General features: G+C 40.8%; 13 protein-coding genes. 3 read left to right on the top strand and 10 right to left on the bottom strand.

Annotation, left to right across the window (positions count from 1 at the left end; all coding sequences use genetic code 11):
- Positions 1-99 precede the first annotated feature (99 nt).
- Positions 100-1,380 carry a C4-dicarboxylate transporter DctA gene (gene dctA, locus AC5YCI_RS05255; protein WP_496128732.1) on the top strand — a complete coding sequence of 427 codons (1,281 nt, stop codon included), beginning with the start codon at positions 100-102 and terminating at the stop codon, positions 1,378-1,380.
- Here the strand turns inward: dctA and AC5YCI_RS05250 are convergent, their stop codons facing one another.
- Positions 1,381-2,382 (bottom strand): CobW family GTP-binding protein, encoded by a 1,002-nt coding sequence (locus AC5YCI_RS05250; RefSeq protein ID WP_496128733.1) that lies wholly within the window; start codon positions 2,380-2,382, stop codon positions 1,381-1,383.
- A 416-nt stretch (positions 2,383-2,798) separates the two neighbouring features.
- On the opposite strand from AC5YCI_RS05250, the gene AC5YCI_RS05245 reads away from it, so the two are divergent.
- Positions 2,799-2,990 carry a hypothetical protein gene (locus tag AC5YCI_RS05245; RefSeq protein ID WP_496128734.1) on the top strand — a complete coding sequence of 64 codons (192 nt, stop codon included), beginning with the start codon at positions 2,799-2,801 and terminating at the stop codon, positions 2,988-2,990.
- A 313-nt stretch (positions 2,991-3,303) separates the two neighbouring features.
- Positions 3,304-4,914, top strand: coding sequence for a bifunctional 3-(3-hydroxy-phenyl)propionate/3-hydroxycinnamic acid hydroxylase (locus AC5YCI_RS05240; protein ID WP_496128735.1), 1,611 nt, complete (start codon positions 3,304-3,306; stop codon positions 4,912-4,914).
- Between the two features lie 88 nt (positions 4,915-5,002).
- Here AC5YCI_RS05240 and AC5YCI_RS05235 read toward each other — a convergent pair whose 3' ends face one another.
- The 9 genes from AC5YCI_RS05235 to AC5YCI_RS05195 form a co-directional block, all read right to left on the bottom strand.
- Complete coding sequence (locus AC5YCI_RS05235; protein WP_496128736.1) at positions 5,003-5,896, bottom strand: LysR substrate-binding domain-containing protein; 894 nt, start codon at positions 5,894-5,896, stop codon at positions 5,003-5,005.
- A 13-nt stretch (positions 5,897-5,909) separates the two neighbouring features.
- The gene (locus AC5YCI_RS05230; RefSeq protein ID WP_496128737.1) at positions 5,910-7,076 is read right to left on the bottom strand and encodes an MFS transporter; all 1,167 of its coding nucleotides are present in this window, start codon (positions 7,074-7,076) and stop codon (positions 5,910-5,912) included.
- Positions 7,069-7,644, bottom strand: coding sequence for a TetR/AcrR family transcriptional regulator (locus tag AC5YCI_RS05225; RefSeq protein ID WP_496175273.1), 576 nt, complete (start codon positions 7,642-7,644; stop codon positions 7,069-7,071). The genes AC5YCI_RS05230 and AC5YCI_RS05225 overlap by 8 nt, the downstream gene beginning before the upstream one ends.
- Before the next feature lie 101 nt (positions 7,645-7,745).
- A complete protein-coding gene (locus AC5YCI_RS05220; protein WP_496128739.1) occupies positions 7,746-8,264 on the bottom strand; it encodes an acyl-CoA thioesterase in 519 nt (172 codons plus the stop codon).
- 193 nt (positions 8,265-8,457) lie between these two features.
- Positions 8,458-8,634 (bottom strand): lipocalin/fatty acid-binding family protein, encoded by a 177-nt coding sequence (locus AC5YCI_RS05215; protein ID WP_496128740.1) that lies wholly within the window; start codon positions 8,632-8,634, stop codon positions 8,458-8,460.
- Between the two features lie 275 nt (positions 8,635-8,909).
- On the bottom strand, positions 8,910-9,845 hold the full coding sequence (locus AC5YCI_RS05210; RefSeq protein ID WP_496128779.1) for a patatin-like phospholipase family protein: 936 nt from the start codon (positions 9,843-9,845) through the stop codon (positions 8,910-8,912).
- 141 nt (positions 9,846-9,986) lie between these two features.
- Positions 9,987-11,453 (bottom strand): alanine/glycine:cation symporter family protein, encoded by a 1,467-nt coding sequence (locus AC5YCI_RS05205; protein ID WP_496128741.1) that lies wholly within the window; start codon positions 11,451-11,453, stop codon positions 9,987-9,989.
- Positions 11,454-11,545: 92 nt separating this feature from the next.
- Positions 11,546-12,787: a sodium/glutamate symporter gene (gltS, locus tag AC5YCI_RS05200; protein ID WP_496128780.1), complete on the bottom strand. Its 1,242-nt coding sequence runs from the start codon at positions 12,785-12,787 to the stop codon at positions 11,546-11,548.
- Between the two features lie 354 nt (positions 12,788-13,141).
- Positions 13,142-14,371: a DcaP family trimeric outer membrane transporter gene (locus AC5YCI_RS05195; protein ID WP_496128781.1), complete on the bottom strand. Its 1,230-nt coding sequence runs from the start codon at positions 14,369-14,371 to the stop codon at positions 13,142-13,144.
- Positions 14,372-14,525: the final 154 nt, after the last annotated feature.

The raw sequence follows: 14,525 nt of genomic DNA, 5'->3' as shown, positions 1-14,525 counted from the left end.
TTGAATTGCCGCTAGGATACTCGATTTAAGCGGCAAACCTACGCTTTGGCGAAGTTTTTGCATGGTGTCGAGATAAATTTAAGTACTAGAGATAACCGCATGTGGCAGCGCTTTAAACAAAATTTATTTTTACAGGTGGTATTGGCCCTAATATTAGGGATTGGGATGGGGTTGCTTTGGCATGATGGCGCCTTAATGCTCAAACCCTTAGGTGATGGCTTTATTGCCCTGATTAAAATGCTCATTGCACCCATAGTCTTTTGTGTGGTGGTGTTAGGGATTTATGGCGCCCAAGATATTAAAAAAATGGGAAAAGTCGGCACCAAAACCATTATCTACTTTGAAATTGTGACCACACTTGCCCTGGTTTTAGGCATCGCGATTGCCTATATCTTTAAACCCGGTGCCGGTATGAATATTGATGTGGCCAGCTTAGATCAGCAAGACTTTAGTGTTTATGCCGAACGCGCTGAAGGCATCAGCTCTGGGGCAGAGTTTTTATTTAACTTGATTCCTAAAACTTTAATCGGTGCATTTAGCAATGGTGACATTTTACAAGTGCTGCTAATTGCCATTTTATTTGGCGTGAGCATGTTACTGATTCCCAAAACACTGGCCGAGATTGTATGCCAAGCGTTAGAAGCCTTTTCTGAAGTGTTTTTTAAAATGATGGGCTTAATTATTCGCCTTGCACCACTTGGGGTGTTTGGCTCTGTGGCCTATACCACCGCTAAATTTGGTCTAAATTCCTTTGCTCAGTTAGGTTATTTGGTGTTGCTGTTTTATGTCACTTGTATTTTATTTGTGCTGATTTTATTGGGCAGTATTTTAAAATTGAGCGGCTTAAATATTTTTAAGTTTTTAAATTACTTTAAAGCTGAGTTGTCTATTGTCATGGGGACCGCCTCTTCAGACTCAGTTTTACCGCAAGTCATGAAAAAACTTAAAAATTTAGGTATCAAAGACTCAACTGTAGGTTTAGTCATTCCGACTGGCTACTCATTTAATTTAGATGGTTTTTCAATTTATCTGACGTTAGCAGTCATTTTCATTGCCCAAGCCTGCAATATCGACCTATCCATGACCGATTTACTCAGTATTTTATTGGTATCTTTAATTACCTCTAAAGGGGCGCATGGAATCCCAGGCTCTGCTTTGGTGATTCTCGCCGCTACCTTATCAGTCATTCCAGCCTTACCAGCAATTGGGTTAGTCTTATTGCTGTCTGTCGATTGGTTTATTGGCATTATGCGTGCGTGCACCAATTTAATTGGCAATTGTGTGGCAACCGTAGTTATTGCGGATTGGGAAAATGATTTAGATCATGCCAAAGCACGTGAAGTACTGCATCAAGGCGCAACAACTCCACGCTCGGTTTAATCAATCGTGCTGATCAATACGGCAGGCCAAAAGCGCCGCTTCAAAGGCCTGCCAATCTCGCGCGCTTTGGTAAATCACTTCAATGCGGTTGTCGATATGTTCAGCACTGCTTTGGTAGTTAAATTGCTCAGGATTAAAATTAAAACTTTTCCAGCCTTGCTCAGTATTAAAAATTGCTTTAATACGTAACCAATCTTGCTGTTCACAAAGTAAATCTAATACATCATAAAAATTAAATTGCCAACGCTTGGAAAATTTCCAACCAGCTACCGCATAGCCTTGTGCTTGCTCAACATAGTGATACGGCAATTGTTTAATCTCAGGTAAAGCTTGATTAACTAAAGTCTTTTGTATTTTGAGAAGTGGCTGTACTTGACGCTTAGGTGCACGATAAACGTGATCAATGTCAGCCAGCTGAAGATTACCGTTTTCAGCAAGAAGCCACGTTTGTCCATAGGCTTGATATTCTTGCTGCAAGGCCTGTAGCGCCTGTTGATCGGCTGCTGTCATCAGATCTTGATGCGAAATCACAATCATCTGTGCAGCTTTGAGTTGATCTTGATAGAGGTGTTGTGTACTCCATGTGGCATCATGCAAACGTGAACCATCCACCACCGTAATTGGACTGCGTACAGCTAAATGCGCTTGCCAGTGAGGTTCGGTGAGTTGCTCTAACAACTCGGCAGGATGGCCCAGCCCTGTAGGTTCAATAAACAAACGATCCGGTTGTTCTTCGCTAAGTAAGCGCGACAAAGCAATTTGCATCGGTAATTGACTACTACAACATAAACAACCACCCAATAACTCTTTGACCGCATAGCCTGCATCTTGTGGCAGTAACGCTTGATCAACGCCAATTTGTCCAAACTCATTCATGAGCACTGCCCATGTTTCACCTTCAGGTTTTTGCGCGAGAAGTGCTTTTAAAAGTGTGGTTTTACCTGCGCCTAAAAAACCAGATATCACATGTGTGGCTACAGCTTGTGGCACAACGATTTGCATATCCACCCCCAATTTAAAATTGCCCTCATGCTATGCAAACTCAAGCTAAGTTGCAATACAAGCATTAAAATGCCAACTCAGACAGGCTGATGTAAGATTTGCTTACATTTTTAGTCGTCGCGTTGTATAGCTGCTTACTGCCTAAAAGGACTTCTTTGTTAAGTTATATTAAATTTTACGTTTAATTTCTAAGCGATTTTTCATATTTAGATACAATTTGAGCAAAAGTAAATGAATTTTATTTACAACAACTACACAGCTCAGACCTTATTGTATTTTTCACGTAATCATTAAATGACTTCTTTGTCACGCACCTTGCCCAACTTCACGGCAGCCTCGTAGTATGAGCTGCGTTGCACTGCTGCCCCCACATGAAGTGCAACATCTACTCTTTTTATTTTCAAGGATGCCAAATTATGAATATCAAAACCTTAACGCTAAGCGCCTTACTCGCTTCAACAGCAACTTTAAGCTTTGCCGATGTCAATGTGAATGAAACCCAGCAACCTGCTTCAGAAGCAGCTGCACCTATAGTGGTCTCTGATCAAGAACAAGTCGAAACACCGACGCCAATGCCAGCGCAAGAGACCCAATCTCAAGCGGAGTAAACCGGGCTTTTTTAACAACGCTGCCTCCAGAGTGCAATTGACTCAAACAGCGTTGAACATAAGGTCAAATTGTGCTGCGCAATTTGACCTTTTTTTATGTGCTCTTGGTTTTACTATAGAAAATAATGATGATTAAATCAAAAAACGATATGCCTATAAAATTAAAATTATCAATTAAAACAAAATATTAAATAAAAACCATCATTTCAAACCGATAAGATTTAGCCTAGCTATCCACTATGGCATAGCTTGTGAAAGAGCATTTTTAGGTCCTTAATAGGGCTATTGTGAATGGATTGAATGGATATTCGCTGTGACGACAAACAAAACTGAATATACGACTGAAGTTGCCATTTTAGGCGCAGGTCCTGTGGGTCTTACCATTGCTAACTACTTAAGTAAACAAGGCGTACAGGTCAAAGTGGTTGAGCAACTCGACAGTTTAATTGACTATCCACGTGCGATTGGTATTGATGATGAGTCTTTACGTACCATTCAATCTTTAGGTTTAGTTGATCAAGTTTTACCGCATACCACGCCTAATCATGCGATGCGCTTTTTAACCCCAAAAGGTCGCTGTTTTGCTGACATTCAGCCTATGACCCGCGAATTCGGTTTCTCGCGTCGTAATGCTTTTGTACAACCACAAGTTGATAGCATTTTATTAAATGGTTTAGCGCAGTATCCACACACTGAAGTGTTATTTGCCCGCCATTTAACCCATTTTAATCAAGATGCATCAGGGGTGACTTTAAATGTCACCACTAAAGATGGTGGCGAAGAAAGTATCCGCGCGCAGTATTTAATTGCCTGTGATGGCGGTAACTCAATTGTGCGTCGTACTTTGGGCATTGGTTTCGATGGTAAAACTGCGCCTAACCAATGGATTGTAATTGACATTGATAACGACCCACTGGCGACACCACATATTTACTTATGCTGTGATCCGGTGCGTCCATATGTTTCGGCAGCCCTACCACATGGTATCCGCCGTTTTGAATTTATGGTGATGCCAGGTGAAACTCAAGAAGAGTTAAGCAAACCTGAAAATATTGCCAAACTTCTTTCTAAAGTATTACCAACGACTGATGGCATTGAAGTGATCCGTCAACGTGTCTATACCCATAATGCCCGTATTGCCGATAAATTCCGTGTAGATCGCATTTTACTGGCAGGTGATGCTGCGCATATTATGCCAGTTTGGCAAGGTCAAGGTTATAACAGCGGTATGCGCGATGCGTTTAACTTGGCTTGGAAAGTCGCTCTAGTGGTACAAGGTAAAGCTCATGCTGCTCTACTGGATTCTTACCAAGTGGAACGTAAAGATCATGCCAAAGCAATGATTGATTTATCGGTAATGGCAGGTAACGTACTTGCGCCACCAAAGAAATGGCATGGTATTGTGCGTGATGGTATTGCGTATGCCCTTAACTATATCAAACCGATCAAGCAATATTTGCTAGAAATGCGTTTTAAACCTATGCCACAGTACCATGATGGTGCTTTAATCAATAATGGTGCCAAAACTACACCTGTGGGCAAAATGTTTATTCAGCCAAACGTACAGCTAGAATCTGGCGAAACAGTATTGCTTGATGAAGTTATTGGCAACGACTTTGCCATTGTGGCTTGGGGTGTTGATCCGAAATGGGGTATTTCAGATGCAACTATGCAAACTTGGCAAAAACTTGGGGTTAAATTTATCCAAGTGATTCCTGTGGTACAATTATCTAATAATAAACGTAAACACTATGACGGTGTGATTACCATTGGTGATCCTGCGACTGAGATTCGTAGCTGGTTTGGTAAAACCTCTGAATCTGTAGTGATTTTACGTCCAGACCGCTTTGTAGCAGCACTGGCTATTCCGCAAACTTTAGATCATGTCAGCCAACAATTATTTGCTAAGCTGCATGTCAACTAATCAAAGCTTTAAAAAAAACCACGCGCTCAGCGTGGTTTTTTTATGCGAATTTTATACTCCCTATACGGTTTTGATCTCAGCTATTAAATTAAAAAAATCCCATATAAAACTGTTCTTTTAAGATTTTTAAAATTAGGTGAATGGCATCGTTTTTATGCGCTTTACGATAGCTGGCATATAAGCCAATCATTGGTAAAGGCTCAACCGTATTTTTTACCACAATTTTATCGCCTAATAGCGGAATCACATAGGCCGGCACAATACTCCAGCCCACACCCATACCGACCAAATTCACATTCAGCAAGATATTGGTAGAGTGCTGCACCACGTTGACATTCAGCTTGGCATCTTTAAAGTAATTGGTAATTAATTTATGCAATTGCGGTGAAGCATCCTCATCACTAATCACAAAGTTTTGCCCATTAAAGCTTTTAATGCTGACATGACGTTGCTCAGCTATCGGGTCATCTTTGGGCACAATTAAAGCCAAAGGCTCACTAAAGATTTGCACGCATTCAATGTCAGGTGATTCATCTTGATAGCGCGTAAAGGCAATATCAAGCTCAGCTTTTTTTAAGGCTTTAAACTGATCAGCATCGGTAAAACTATGAAAATGAATTTTCAACTCAGGAAAATGCGCGCGGATATTGGGCATAATGTAGGGAAAGATTTTCATTTCTGCCACCGGCACAAAGCCAATATTCAGCTGATCTTTTTGTAAATTTGCCACGCGACGTGCATCTTGAATGGCGAGTTCTGCATGCTCTAAACTTAATAACGCTTGTTTTAAAAAAGCTTTACCTTCTTCGGTCAGTTCCACTTTACGATTAGAACGAATCAAAAGCTGCACACCAACTTCTGTTTCTAAGTCTTTAATTTGCTGACTTAATGACGGTTGCACGGTACACATACGCTGTGCGGCCTTGGTAAAATTCAGTTCTTCAGCAACTGCAACAAAATAGCGTAAATGGCGTAATTCCATAGCCGTATGCCCCCTAAGATAAACGAAGTTTGGCAGCAACTGTAGCCTTGTAATACAACAATGTTGCCAAAACAATTACAGCACAACCTAAATAAGTCAGTTGATAGTCAAAATAAGCAATGCAATAGCCCATCACCACTGAGCCTAGCGCAAGCCCCACATCAAATAAGGTAAAGAAAGTAGATACCGCATGCCCTATACGTGCCTTGTCTACCGATTGAATGGCCAGTGTTTGCATGCAAGGGAATAAAGAACCATAGCCCAGACCAATAAAGACCGCAGATAACCACAGTGTCCACTGATTTTGCACAAAACTAACAATTACCAAGCCAGTGGCAAAGGCAATAAAGGAAGGATAAATCACAAAGCTTGGACCTTTTTTGTCATAGAACTTACCCACCCATGGGCGTACCAACAACATTGAGGCAGCAAATACAATAAAGAATAGACTGGCGTATTGCAGCAAGTTTTGACTTTGCGCAAAAGCGGTTATAAAGCTGGTGATACTGGAATATGCAAAGGCCGTGAGTAAAGCCACTAAGCTAATACTAACCACTTTAAGCTCCACCACATCATGCAAACTGAGTCGCTTGCTAGCGACCTGATTTGTAGGGGTATGCTCAGGTACTTGAAGAGTTAAAGTAAAGAGATAACCAATAGTCGTTACAATGGTGAGCAGACCAAATAATGCATTAAAACTCATATACTGGATGGCGGTTAAGGCCAAAAGTGGCCCAAAGACCACGCCCAAATTGGTCGACATGACAAAATATCCCATGCCCTCGCCTTTACGGGATTCTGGGATAAACTCATTCACCACTGGCACATTGACCGTGGTTAAAATGCTAAACCAAAAGCCGTGTAAAAAGCGCACCAACAGCAGTGACCATAAACTATCAATAAAAATATAGCTAAAGGCAAACAGTAAAAATAAGATACCCGAACCACGTAGCGCCATTCTTTTGCCCAATTTCTCAATGATCAAACCTGAAAACGGTCGAATCATAATCGAAGACAGTAAAAATAACGTCAGTGCCAAACCGGCATCTTTCACCGTACCGCCTAAATCTTGCAAGATATAAATGGGCAAGATGGTTAAGGTGGCAAAGTAATAGATAAACAAAAATAAGTTATTACACAGACATAAGACAAAGGCGCGGTTCCATAATGACTCATGCATGAATCTGATCCTGCGGCAATTGAACGGGCGCTAAAACCAGCTGGACTAAATTTTCAATATAGCTTTGATCAGGCACCGCATTAAAAAAGATAATTTGATAATGAATCGGCGCATAGAGCGTATCTAGCATTAGCTCAAAAGCATAATCGGCGCGAATTTCTCCGCGCTTAATGGCCAGTGCAATCAACTCACGGGTTTGTTCACGCCGTGGTAATAAATACTGTTTAAAAAAATCAGCCGCGGCTTCACGATTTTGTGCCATCACCGCAAGTAAGGCACGACCAATCGGATGTTGCAAGGCACTTGCTAATTTAATCAGCTGCTGTTGTAAATTAAAGCTTAAAGATTGTTCAAAATCCAATTCAAACACTGAGGCGGTATGCTGTTTGAAACAATCTAAGACCAAGTCAGATTTATGTTTCCACCAACGATAAATCGTCGATTTACCTACACCTGCGCGACTGGCAATATCTTCAATGGTCATTTGGGCATAATCATGCTCAGTTAAGGCTTCAGCCACTCCATTTAAAATACACAGTTTACGGCGACTGGTTTTTTCTAAGTCCATGCTAGATCCAAAACGAAACGCTACGTATCGTTTTATTGTAGTGCAATTGCTATACAGTTGCCATAAAAAAAGACCTCTTCCGAGGTCTTTTTTTTTAGATCTTAACGATCTGATTTTTTATAAATACTACATGAAGGATGATGGTTTTCTTGTAAACGCGCCACCTTACGTTGTTCTGCAGCTTCAAAACGGCAACGCTTCCAATCATTGTCTAAGTTTAATGGTGGAATTTGTTTTGGCTTGCCTTGGTCATCTACTGCCACCATAGTGAAATAACAGCTATTGGTATGACGTACGGTACGTTTTTGAATATTTTGCGCTTCTACACGAATGCCAATTTCCATAGAAGTACGCCCAACATGGTTAACACTCGCCAAGAAAGTGACGAGTTCACCCACGTGAATTGCTTCTTTAAAGGTGACTTTATCTACCGACAAAGTGACCACATAACTGCCCGAATAGCGACTTGCACATGCATATGCCACTTGGTCAAGTAGCTTTAAAATGGTACCACCATGCACATTACCAGAAAAATTCGCCATATCAGGGGTCATTAATACGGTCATGGTCAGTTCAGATTGGTCATCTAACATTGGAGCAAGTTGGTCAAGTGGGGACATCGTGTTCTCAAGACAAAGGATGAATCATATTAGTTGAACGTCATTATACCTGCTTTAACAGAAATATCAGGTAAATTTGCCCAAAATACCATCACTATTATTTATATTAATTATGTCATCATTTAGATAAATATATAATAACTTCATGAGCAAGGTCTGCGCTGGCTACTAGTGAACAAGCGCACAACTGCTTTTAAGCTGAATGATGGACCAGACGTAGCATTTCAGGCGCAATATTGCCATAGCTAATATGCTGATTACCAAAATGTGCTTCAACTTCAAAGGAGCCATCGGCATTTTGCTTAATAATTTTAAAAATCACATCAGGCATCACTGCCAGTTTAACTTGCTGTCCGACTTGCATGCTCATCGTTGTTCCCCTCATTATATTTTGATGCTTTATCTGATTTCAGTATAGGTATTTTTTAGCATCTGGTAAATATAAACCCCTGAATCAGAAGGATTATATTAATAAATTATAAATATTAGATGATCGAAATTAAATCTTAATATTTTTTTATTTTTTGATATACATCAAATAATTAGCATTTTGAGGATTATTTTTTCAGCTAAATTTTTTGGGTTCTGCGACTTTTCAGTTACAAAAAAAGCCAAGTAAAACTTGGCTATAGCGCGTCCTTTTAATCAATATTGCACATGAAATTGTTGCAGACTGTGCTGCTTTTTGCTGGCCAAGACTTTTTGTAAAGCTGCCAACTGTTGCTGTGCTGCCTCTGCTCCAGCCTGCATAGTCATTTCACGACCGCGTACATCAAAAATATGTACCTTTTCACGTAAGTCAGGCTGAATCACAATATCAGCATGCTGTAGTTCTTGCTGTGCTAACTGCTGCTGCATGATATTGATGTTTTGGTTAAATAATCCCCATACATGATTGGTTTCGGTATACGCAGGCTGCGCTAGAATATCTACGGCAATAATGACATCCGCACCTAAATCACGCGCGACATTGACAGGTACTGGGCTAACCAAGCCGCCATCAACATATTCCATGCCTGCAATGTTGGTTGGAATAAACATACTTGGAATAGACACTGAGGCACGTACCGCCTGCCCAGTATCGCCATAGTTAAACACTACCTTTTGACCATGTTGTAATTGCGTGGCCACCACATACATCGGGATTTTCAGTTGATGCAGTGGTGTTTGATGAACCAGTGCATTGACATAGTCTTCAATTTTTTTACCGTCAAAAAAGCCCTTTTTATCTAAGCGGATATCACGTACATCATTGGCTTTCATATTTAGCGCAATGTCACGCAGTTGTGCAGCGTTTTTACCTTGTGCATATAAAGCACCTACTAAGCTTCCTGCACTGGTCCCTACAATAAAATCAGGTTGAATGCCAGCTTGTTCAAGTACTTCAATGGCACCAATATGGGCATAACCACGTGCGCCACCACTGCCTAAGACCAAAGCGACAATCGGACGCTGTTGTGTCTGTTTTAATTTTTGAAAATCAACACGATCAGGTTGTACCTGTGCCACTGCTGTTTTTGCATGGCTTGAAACAGCATTCAAACTTAAACACACAGCCAAAAACAGTTTGCCAGATTTCATCATGGGAGTTTAAAAATTAGCTAAAAATGTGGCGCAAGTGTATGCGATTTTCAAGCGCTGCTGTGTTGTATTTCATTTACCTGCAGCATTTAGATTTTATACTCGGAGAAAAAAAGCCTCCGTTTCCGGAGGCTTTGAATATCACCAAATATCAGAATTAACCTTGTCCTTAAACTTAGGATGGCGGTCCATTTTAAATTCTGGTTGTTTTACCCCTGCCTTGAGCTGTGAGGTGTAGTCTTTAAGCAACATCATCACAAATGGCATGAGCAGCAGAATTGCAATTAAGTTAATGCTGGCCATCACGCCCATAAATAAATCGGCCATTGACCAAATCAGCGGTACACTTGCAATTGAGCCAAAGTACACCATGATTAAGACAAAAACTCGGAATACAAGCATGACCCGTGGATTGTTATTTATAAATTGTACGTTGCCCTCTGCATAGGCATAGTTACCAATAATAGAGGAATAGGCAAATAAGAATAAGATTAAAGCTAAGAAATCATCTCCCCATGCACCAATCTGACTTTCCAAGGCCATTTGGGTTAAGGTCACCCCTTCAAAGCCTGCATTTTCGTACAAACCTGAAGCTAAGATGATAATTGCGGTACAAGAACATACCACAAAGGTATCAACAAACACGCCTAGCATTTGCACTAAACCTTGATTCACTGGATGTTTAACATCTGATGCCGCCGCCGCATTGGGTGCCGACCCCATACCTGCTTCATTGGAGAATAAGCCACGCTTAATACCCATCATCATTGCCATAGATATCATGGCACCAAAGAAACCACCTGCAGCCGCTTCAAACTCAAATGCTTTACTAAAAATGAGCTGAAACATACCTGGTAAAGCATCAATATTAAGAATAGCAATATACACAGCAACAGCTAAGTATAAAAATGCCATAAATGGCACAAAGCTTTCGGCAACTTTAGCAATACGTTTAATACCGCCAAAGATGATCAAGGCCGTCATAAAGACTAAAGCTAAACCTACCCAAGAAACTTCAAAGCCACCTGGCAGCATGATATTGGCTTGATCCCACCCCCAAGCATGCGAGGTTGCGCCAGTAATAGCATTGGCTTGTACCGCATTAAACACAAAGCCATAAGTAGAAATTAAAGCAATTGCAAAAACTACACCTAGCCATTTTTGCTTTAAACCTTGGGTAATGTAATACGCAGGACCACCACGGAATTGTTGGTTTTGATGATCACGAACTTTAAAGAGCTGTGCTAATGACGACTCAACAAAGGCTGAACTCATGCCTAAAAATGCGGTAAACCACATCCAAAATACTGCGCCAGGTCCACCAATGGCAATCGCAATCGCAACTCCGGCCACATTACCGACACCCACGCGGCTGGCAAGACCAGTCACGAAGGCTTGAAACGGGGTAATACCATGCGCATCATCACCAGGTTTACGGCTGTTTTTCATGACCTTAATACTGTGCAAAAACAGACGAACCTGCACAGCACCTGTTGCAACGGTATAAATAACACCGACTGCAACCAAGAACACCACCAAGAAGTCCCAAAGCGGACCATTTAGGGCATTAACCCCATCAAGTAGGGTCTGATTTAAACTTTCATTCATGTTGTTATCCTTATCCCATCAATCGTTGATGCGGGAGAAAAAAAGCAAAAAAGCCCCACATATATGGGGCTTAAATTTAAATACTGTCTAGCTTATCCGAAAAATCTTAAGATAGATTGAATCACCACAACGTTAATTAAATCAACGAAGAACGCACCACATAGCGGTACAATCAAGAAGGCTTTATGCGATGGACCATACATGTTGGTAATGGCTTGCATATTAGCAACAGCAGTTGGCGTTGCGCCCATACCAAAACCACAATGACCTGCAGCAAGTACTGCGGCATCATAGTTTTTACCCATTAAACGGAAGGTAATAAACGCAGCATATAATGCCATGGTAATGGTTTGAGCACCTAGAATCACCATTAATGGACCAGCAAGATCTGCCAACTGCCACAATTTTAATGATAACAAAGCCATAGCTAAATAAAGTGACAGCGAGGCATTACCAAATACATCAATCGCACGATCAAAGATAGTGACTTTAAAACCACCTTCTAACACGTTACGTAAAATTACACCACATGCCAACGCCCACACAAAAGTTGGCAGTTCAAACATAGTGCCTTTAGCATAACCTGTCATAAATTCTGCAAATGCTAAACAGATCGCGAAAAGACCTAAGGTAGTAATCGCATTATCAGCAGTAATCAAACGCACGCGATGTGGATATTCAAATGGTACATATTCATTACCACCTAAATCACCCACAGGGCGATTATCACGCTCTTCAATCTGTGCATTAGTACGTGGTGTCGCTAGCTGGTACTTATTAATTAAAGTTTTAGCTAATGGACCACCAATAATGCCCCCGATAATTAAACCAAAAGTGGCACTGGCCATACCCAGTGCTAAAGCCCCATTAATGCCGTGTTGGGTTTCTAAAATTTCACCCCAAGCACCAGCGGTACCATGCCCACCGGTTAAGGTAATCGAACCTGCAATTAAACCAATTAAAGGATCAATACCCAGTAAGGTAGCAAGACTGATACCTACTGCATTTTGCACCACAATAAATGAAGCAACAGCAGCTAAGAAAATAACTAACCCAAGCCCACCTTCTTTTAATTTAGAGAAGTTGGCACTTAAACCAATAGAAGCAAAGAAAATCAGCATAAAACTGCTTTGCAATGTGCTACTGGTCGTGATGCTATAGCCCCAAACGTTGTATACGATGAGAGAAATAACAGCCGCTACTAGACCACCTGCCACAGGCTCTGGAATATTGTAGCGTTTTAGAAAATCAATTTTATTGACCAAAAAGCGGCCCAGTAACAGCACAATGACCGCAGCAATAAGGGTATAAAATGCGTCGAAAGTAAATTCCATAGCCATGATATCCGTTAGAATGGTGAATTACTGTTATTGTTCTCATGGGGGCAAAGCACTGCCTCTAGAGTTACTTTAAATCAACTCTATTCAACCACAAGATAAATAATGTAAAGACCAATTTTGCAATAACACGTGATTCATTGAAGAATGAAAACAACGCAAAAAATAATAATTTGAGATCAAACCTTAGCGATCTGTCCCATCTAATCGGTAAAAAACGCGGTTATTATGCAGTTTTAATCTATCAAGTCCTATGCTTCAGGCTCAGTTTTTTGTTTAATTTGTTTCTTTTTTCAGCAAATCATAAAAAAAACCGAGGTGATATACCTCGGTTTGGTTATAAATCTAATTTTAGAAACTGTAACGTCCCATTAAACCCACACGGTTATCTTTAAATGATTTACCCTTAAAGTCTTCGCGCTTACCATTGACATATTCAATGCCTAAATCCACTGGCTTGACTGGTGAGTAAATAAAGTTGATCCATGCTTGCTGTACTTCTTTATTTGGTAGTATAGGTGTTGCTGAGTTGCTCTGAATATTCGCATAGCTATTCTCATCATCCGCAAATAACGCACCATAAGCTAAAGTTGAACGCCATTGTGGTGAGAATTTATAAGTTGCCCCCACTTGCACAGCATGGAATTCATTTTGTTCAATGTCTAGGTTGTCATCTAGAGCAAAAGCAGTGTTACTGCCGTATAAATACTTACTGTTACCTTGGACATAAGAATAGTCAGCAGAGAGTTTTAATGGTTGGCTAACTTGGTAGTTTAACCCTACCGCTGCGCCCCAAGCGATTGCATCATCTTTACCCACGTTTGCTTTGTAATGTTCAACTAAAGCACGCGCTGAAAGCGAGCCTTTACCTTCATCAAAGCCTTGCACTACTTTGGCAGCCAATACAGGAGCACTGTATTTCACACCTACCTCTTGATCATTTAGTTTGGATGCGCTGCTATCACCTTTTTCTAAGGCTAGCATCACTTGCGTTTGCGGTGCGACTTTATGGCTATAACGCACCATTGGAACACGTGATGTGCCACCCCCCACGTTAGTACCAAAGTCAATCATTTCTGGCGCATGATTCGATAAGAAGGTTGATGTAGTTTGACCAATTAACCAGTCATTGTAGGTTAAATAGGCATGGCGAATACGTAAGCTATCATTGCTACCTGCAAAGTCGGTTTCAACTTTACCTCCGAGTTTGCCATTTTCAAGTGGCGTAGAGAAATCGACGCCAATACGTGTGGTTTTTAAAGTTGAACGTAGTTTGTCCGAGGCCTTTTCATCACTATTAGCTACGCTGTTAAAGTCGTTATCAGCACCTTCAATAATATAGTTGGCATCAGCACGAACCGAACCATACAGCTTAAATTCAGCCCCATTGGCTGTGGTAAGTTTTAAAGCTTCTGGTTTAACTTTTTCAGCCGCAACTGGCTGTGCAACTTGCGTGATTTGTTGCTGTTGTTGCAATTGAATGTGTTGTTGTTGCTGAACTAAGCTTTTTAAAGCGGCAACTTCTTGGCGCAATTGCTCAATTTGTTGTTGCTCAGTTGCTGCTGATGCATTTGACCACATCAGGCTTGCGACTGCTGACACTAAGCTGATTTTTATTAAAGATTGCGCTTTATTGTTCACTTAAAACTCCAATTTTCTTGTTGCCATTGTTATGCATCCTTCTAAGCAATTGTTGTACCAGATCAAATCTGCTGAGGATGAATGTTTATGCGAT

This window comes from Acinetobacter sp. CY17 (genome assembly GCF_059515825.1).
The sequence above is the reverse complement of the archived record's forward strand: the minus strand, read 5'-3'. Positions and strand labels throughout refer to the sequence as shown.

Excerpts from the sequence above, each read along its gene's own strand:
- dctA (WP_496128732.1), top strand. The coding sequence starts at position 100 with ATGTGGCAGCGCTTTAAACAAAATTTATTTTTACAGGTGGTATTGGCC.
- AC5YCI_RS05245 (WP_496128734.1), top strand. The coding sequence starts at position 2,799 with ATGAATATCAAAACCTTAACGCTAAGCGCCTTACTCGCTTCAACAGCA.
- AC5YCI_RS05205 (WP_496128741.1), bottom strand. The coding sequence starts at position 11,453 with ATGAATGAAAGTTTAAATCAGACCCTACTTGATGGGGTTAATGCCCTA.
- AC5YCI_RS05235 (WP_496128736.1), bottom strand. The coding sequence starts at position 5,896 with ATGGAATTACGCCATTTACGCTATTTTGTTGCAGTTGCTGAAGAACTG.
- AC5YCI_RS05195 (WP_496128781.1), bottom strand. The coding sequence starts at position 14,371 with ATGTGGTCAAATGCATCAGCAGCAACTGAGCAACAACAAATTGAGCAA.
- AC5YCI_RS05230 (WP_496128737.1), bottom strand. The coding sequence starts at position 7,076 with ATGCATGAGTCATTATGGAACCGCGCCTTTGTCTTATGTCTGTGTAAT.
- gltS (WP_496128780.1), bottom strand. The coding sequence starts at position 12,787 with ATGGAATTTACTTTCGACGCATTTTATACCCTTATTGCTGCGGTCATT.
- AC5YCI_RS05250 (WP_496128733.1), bottom strand. The coding sequence starts at position 2,382 with ATGCAAATCGTTGTGCCACAAGCTGTAGCCACACATGTGATATCTGGT.
- AC5YCI_RS05220 (WP_496128739.1), bottom strand. The coding sequence starts at position 8,264 with ATGTCCCCACTTGACCAACTTGCTCCAATGTTAGATGACCAATCTGAA.
- AC5YCI_RS05210 (WP_496128779.1), bottom strand. The coding sequence starts at position 9,845 with ATGAAATCTGGCAAACTGTTTTTGGCTGTGTGTTTAAGTTTGAATGCT.
- AC5YCI_RS05215 (WP_496128740.1), bottom strand. The coding sequence starts at position 8,634 with ATGAGCATGCAAGTCGGACAGCAAGTTAAACTGGCAGTGATGCCTGAT.
- AC5YCI_RS05225 (WP_496175273.1), bottom strand. The coding sequence starts at position 7,644 with ATGGACTTAGAAAAAACCAGTCGCCGTAAACTGTGTATTTTAAATGGA.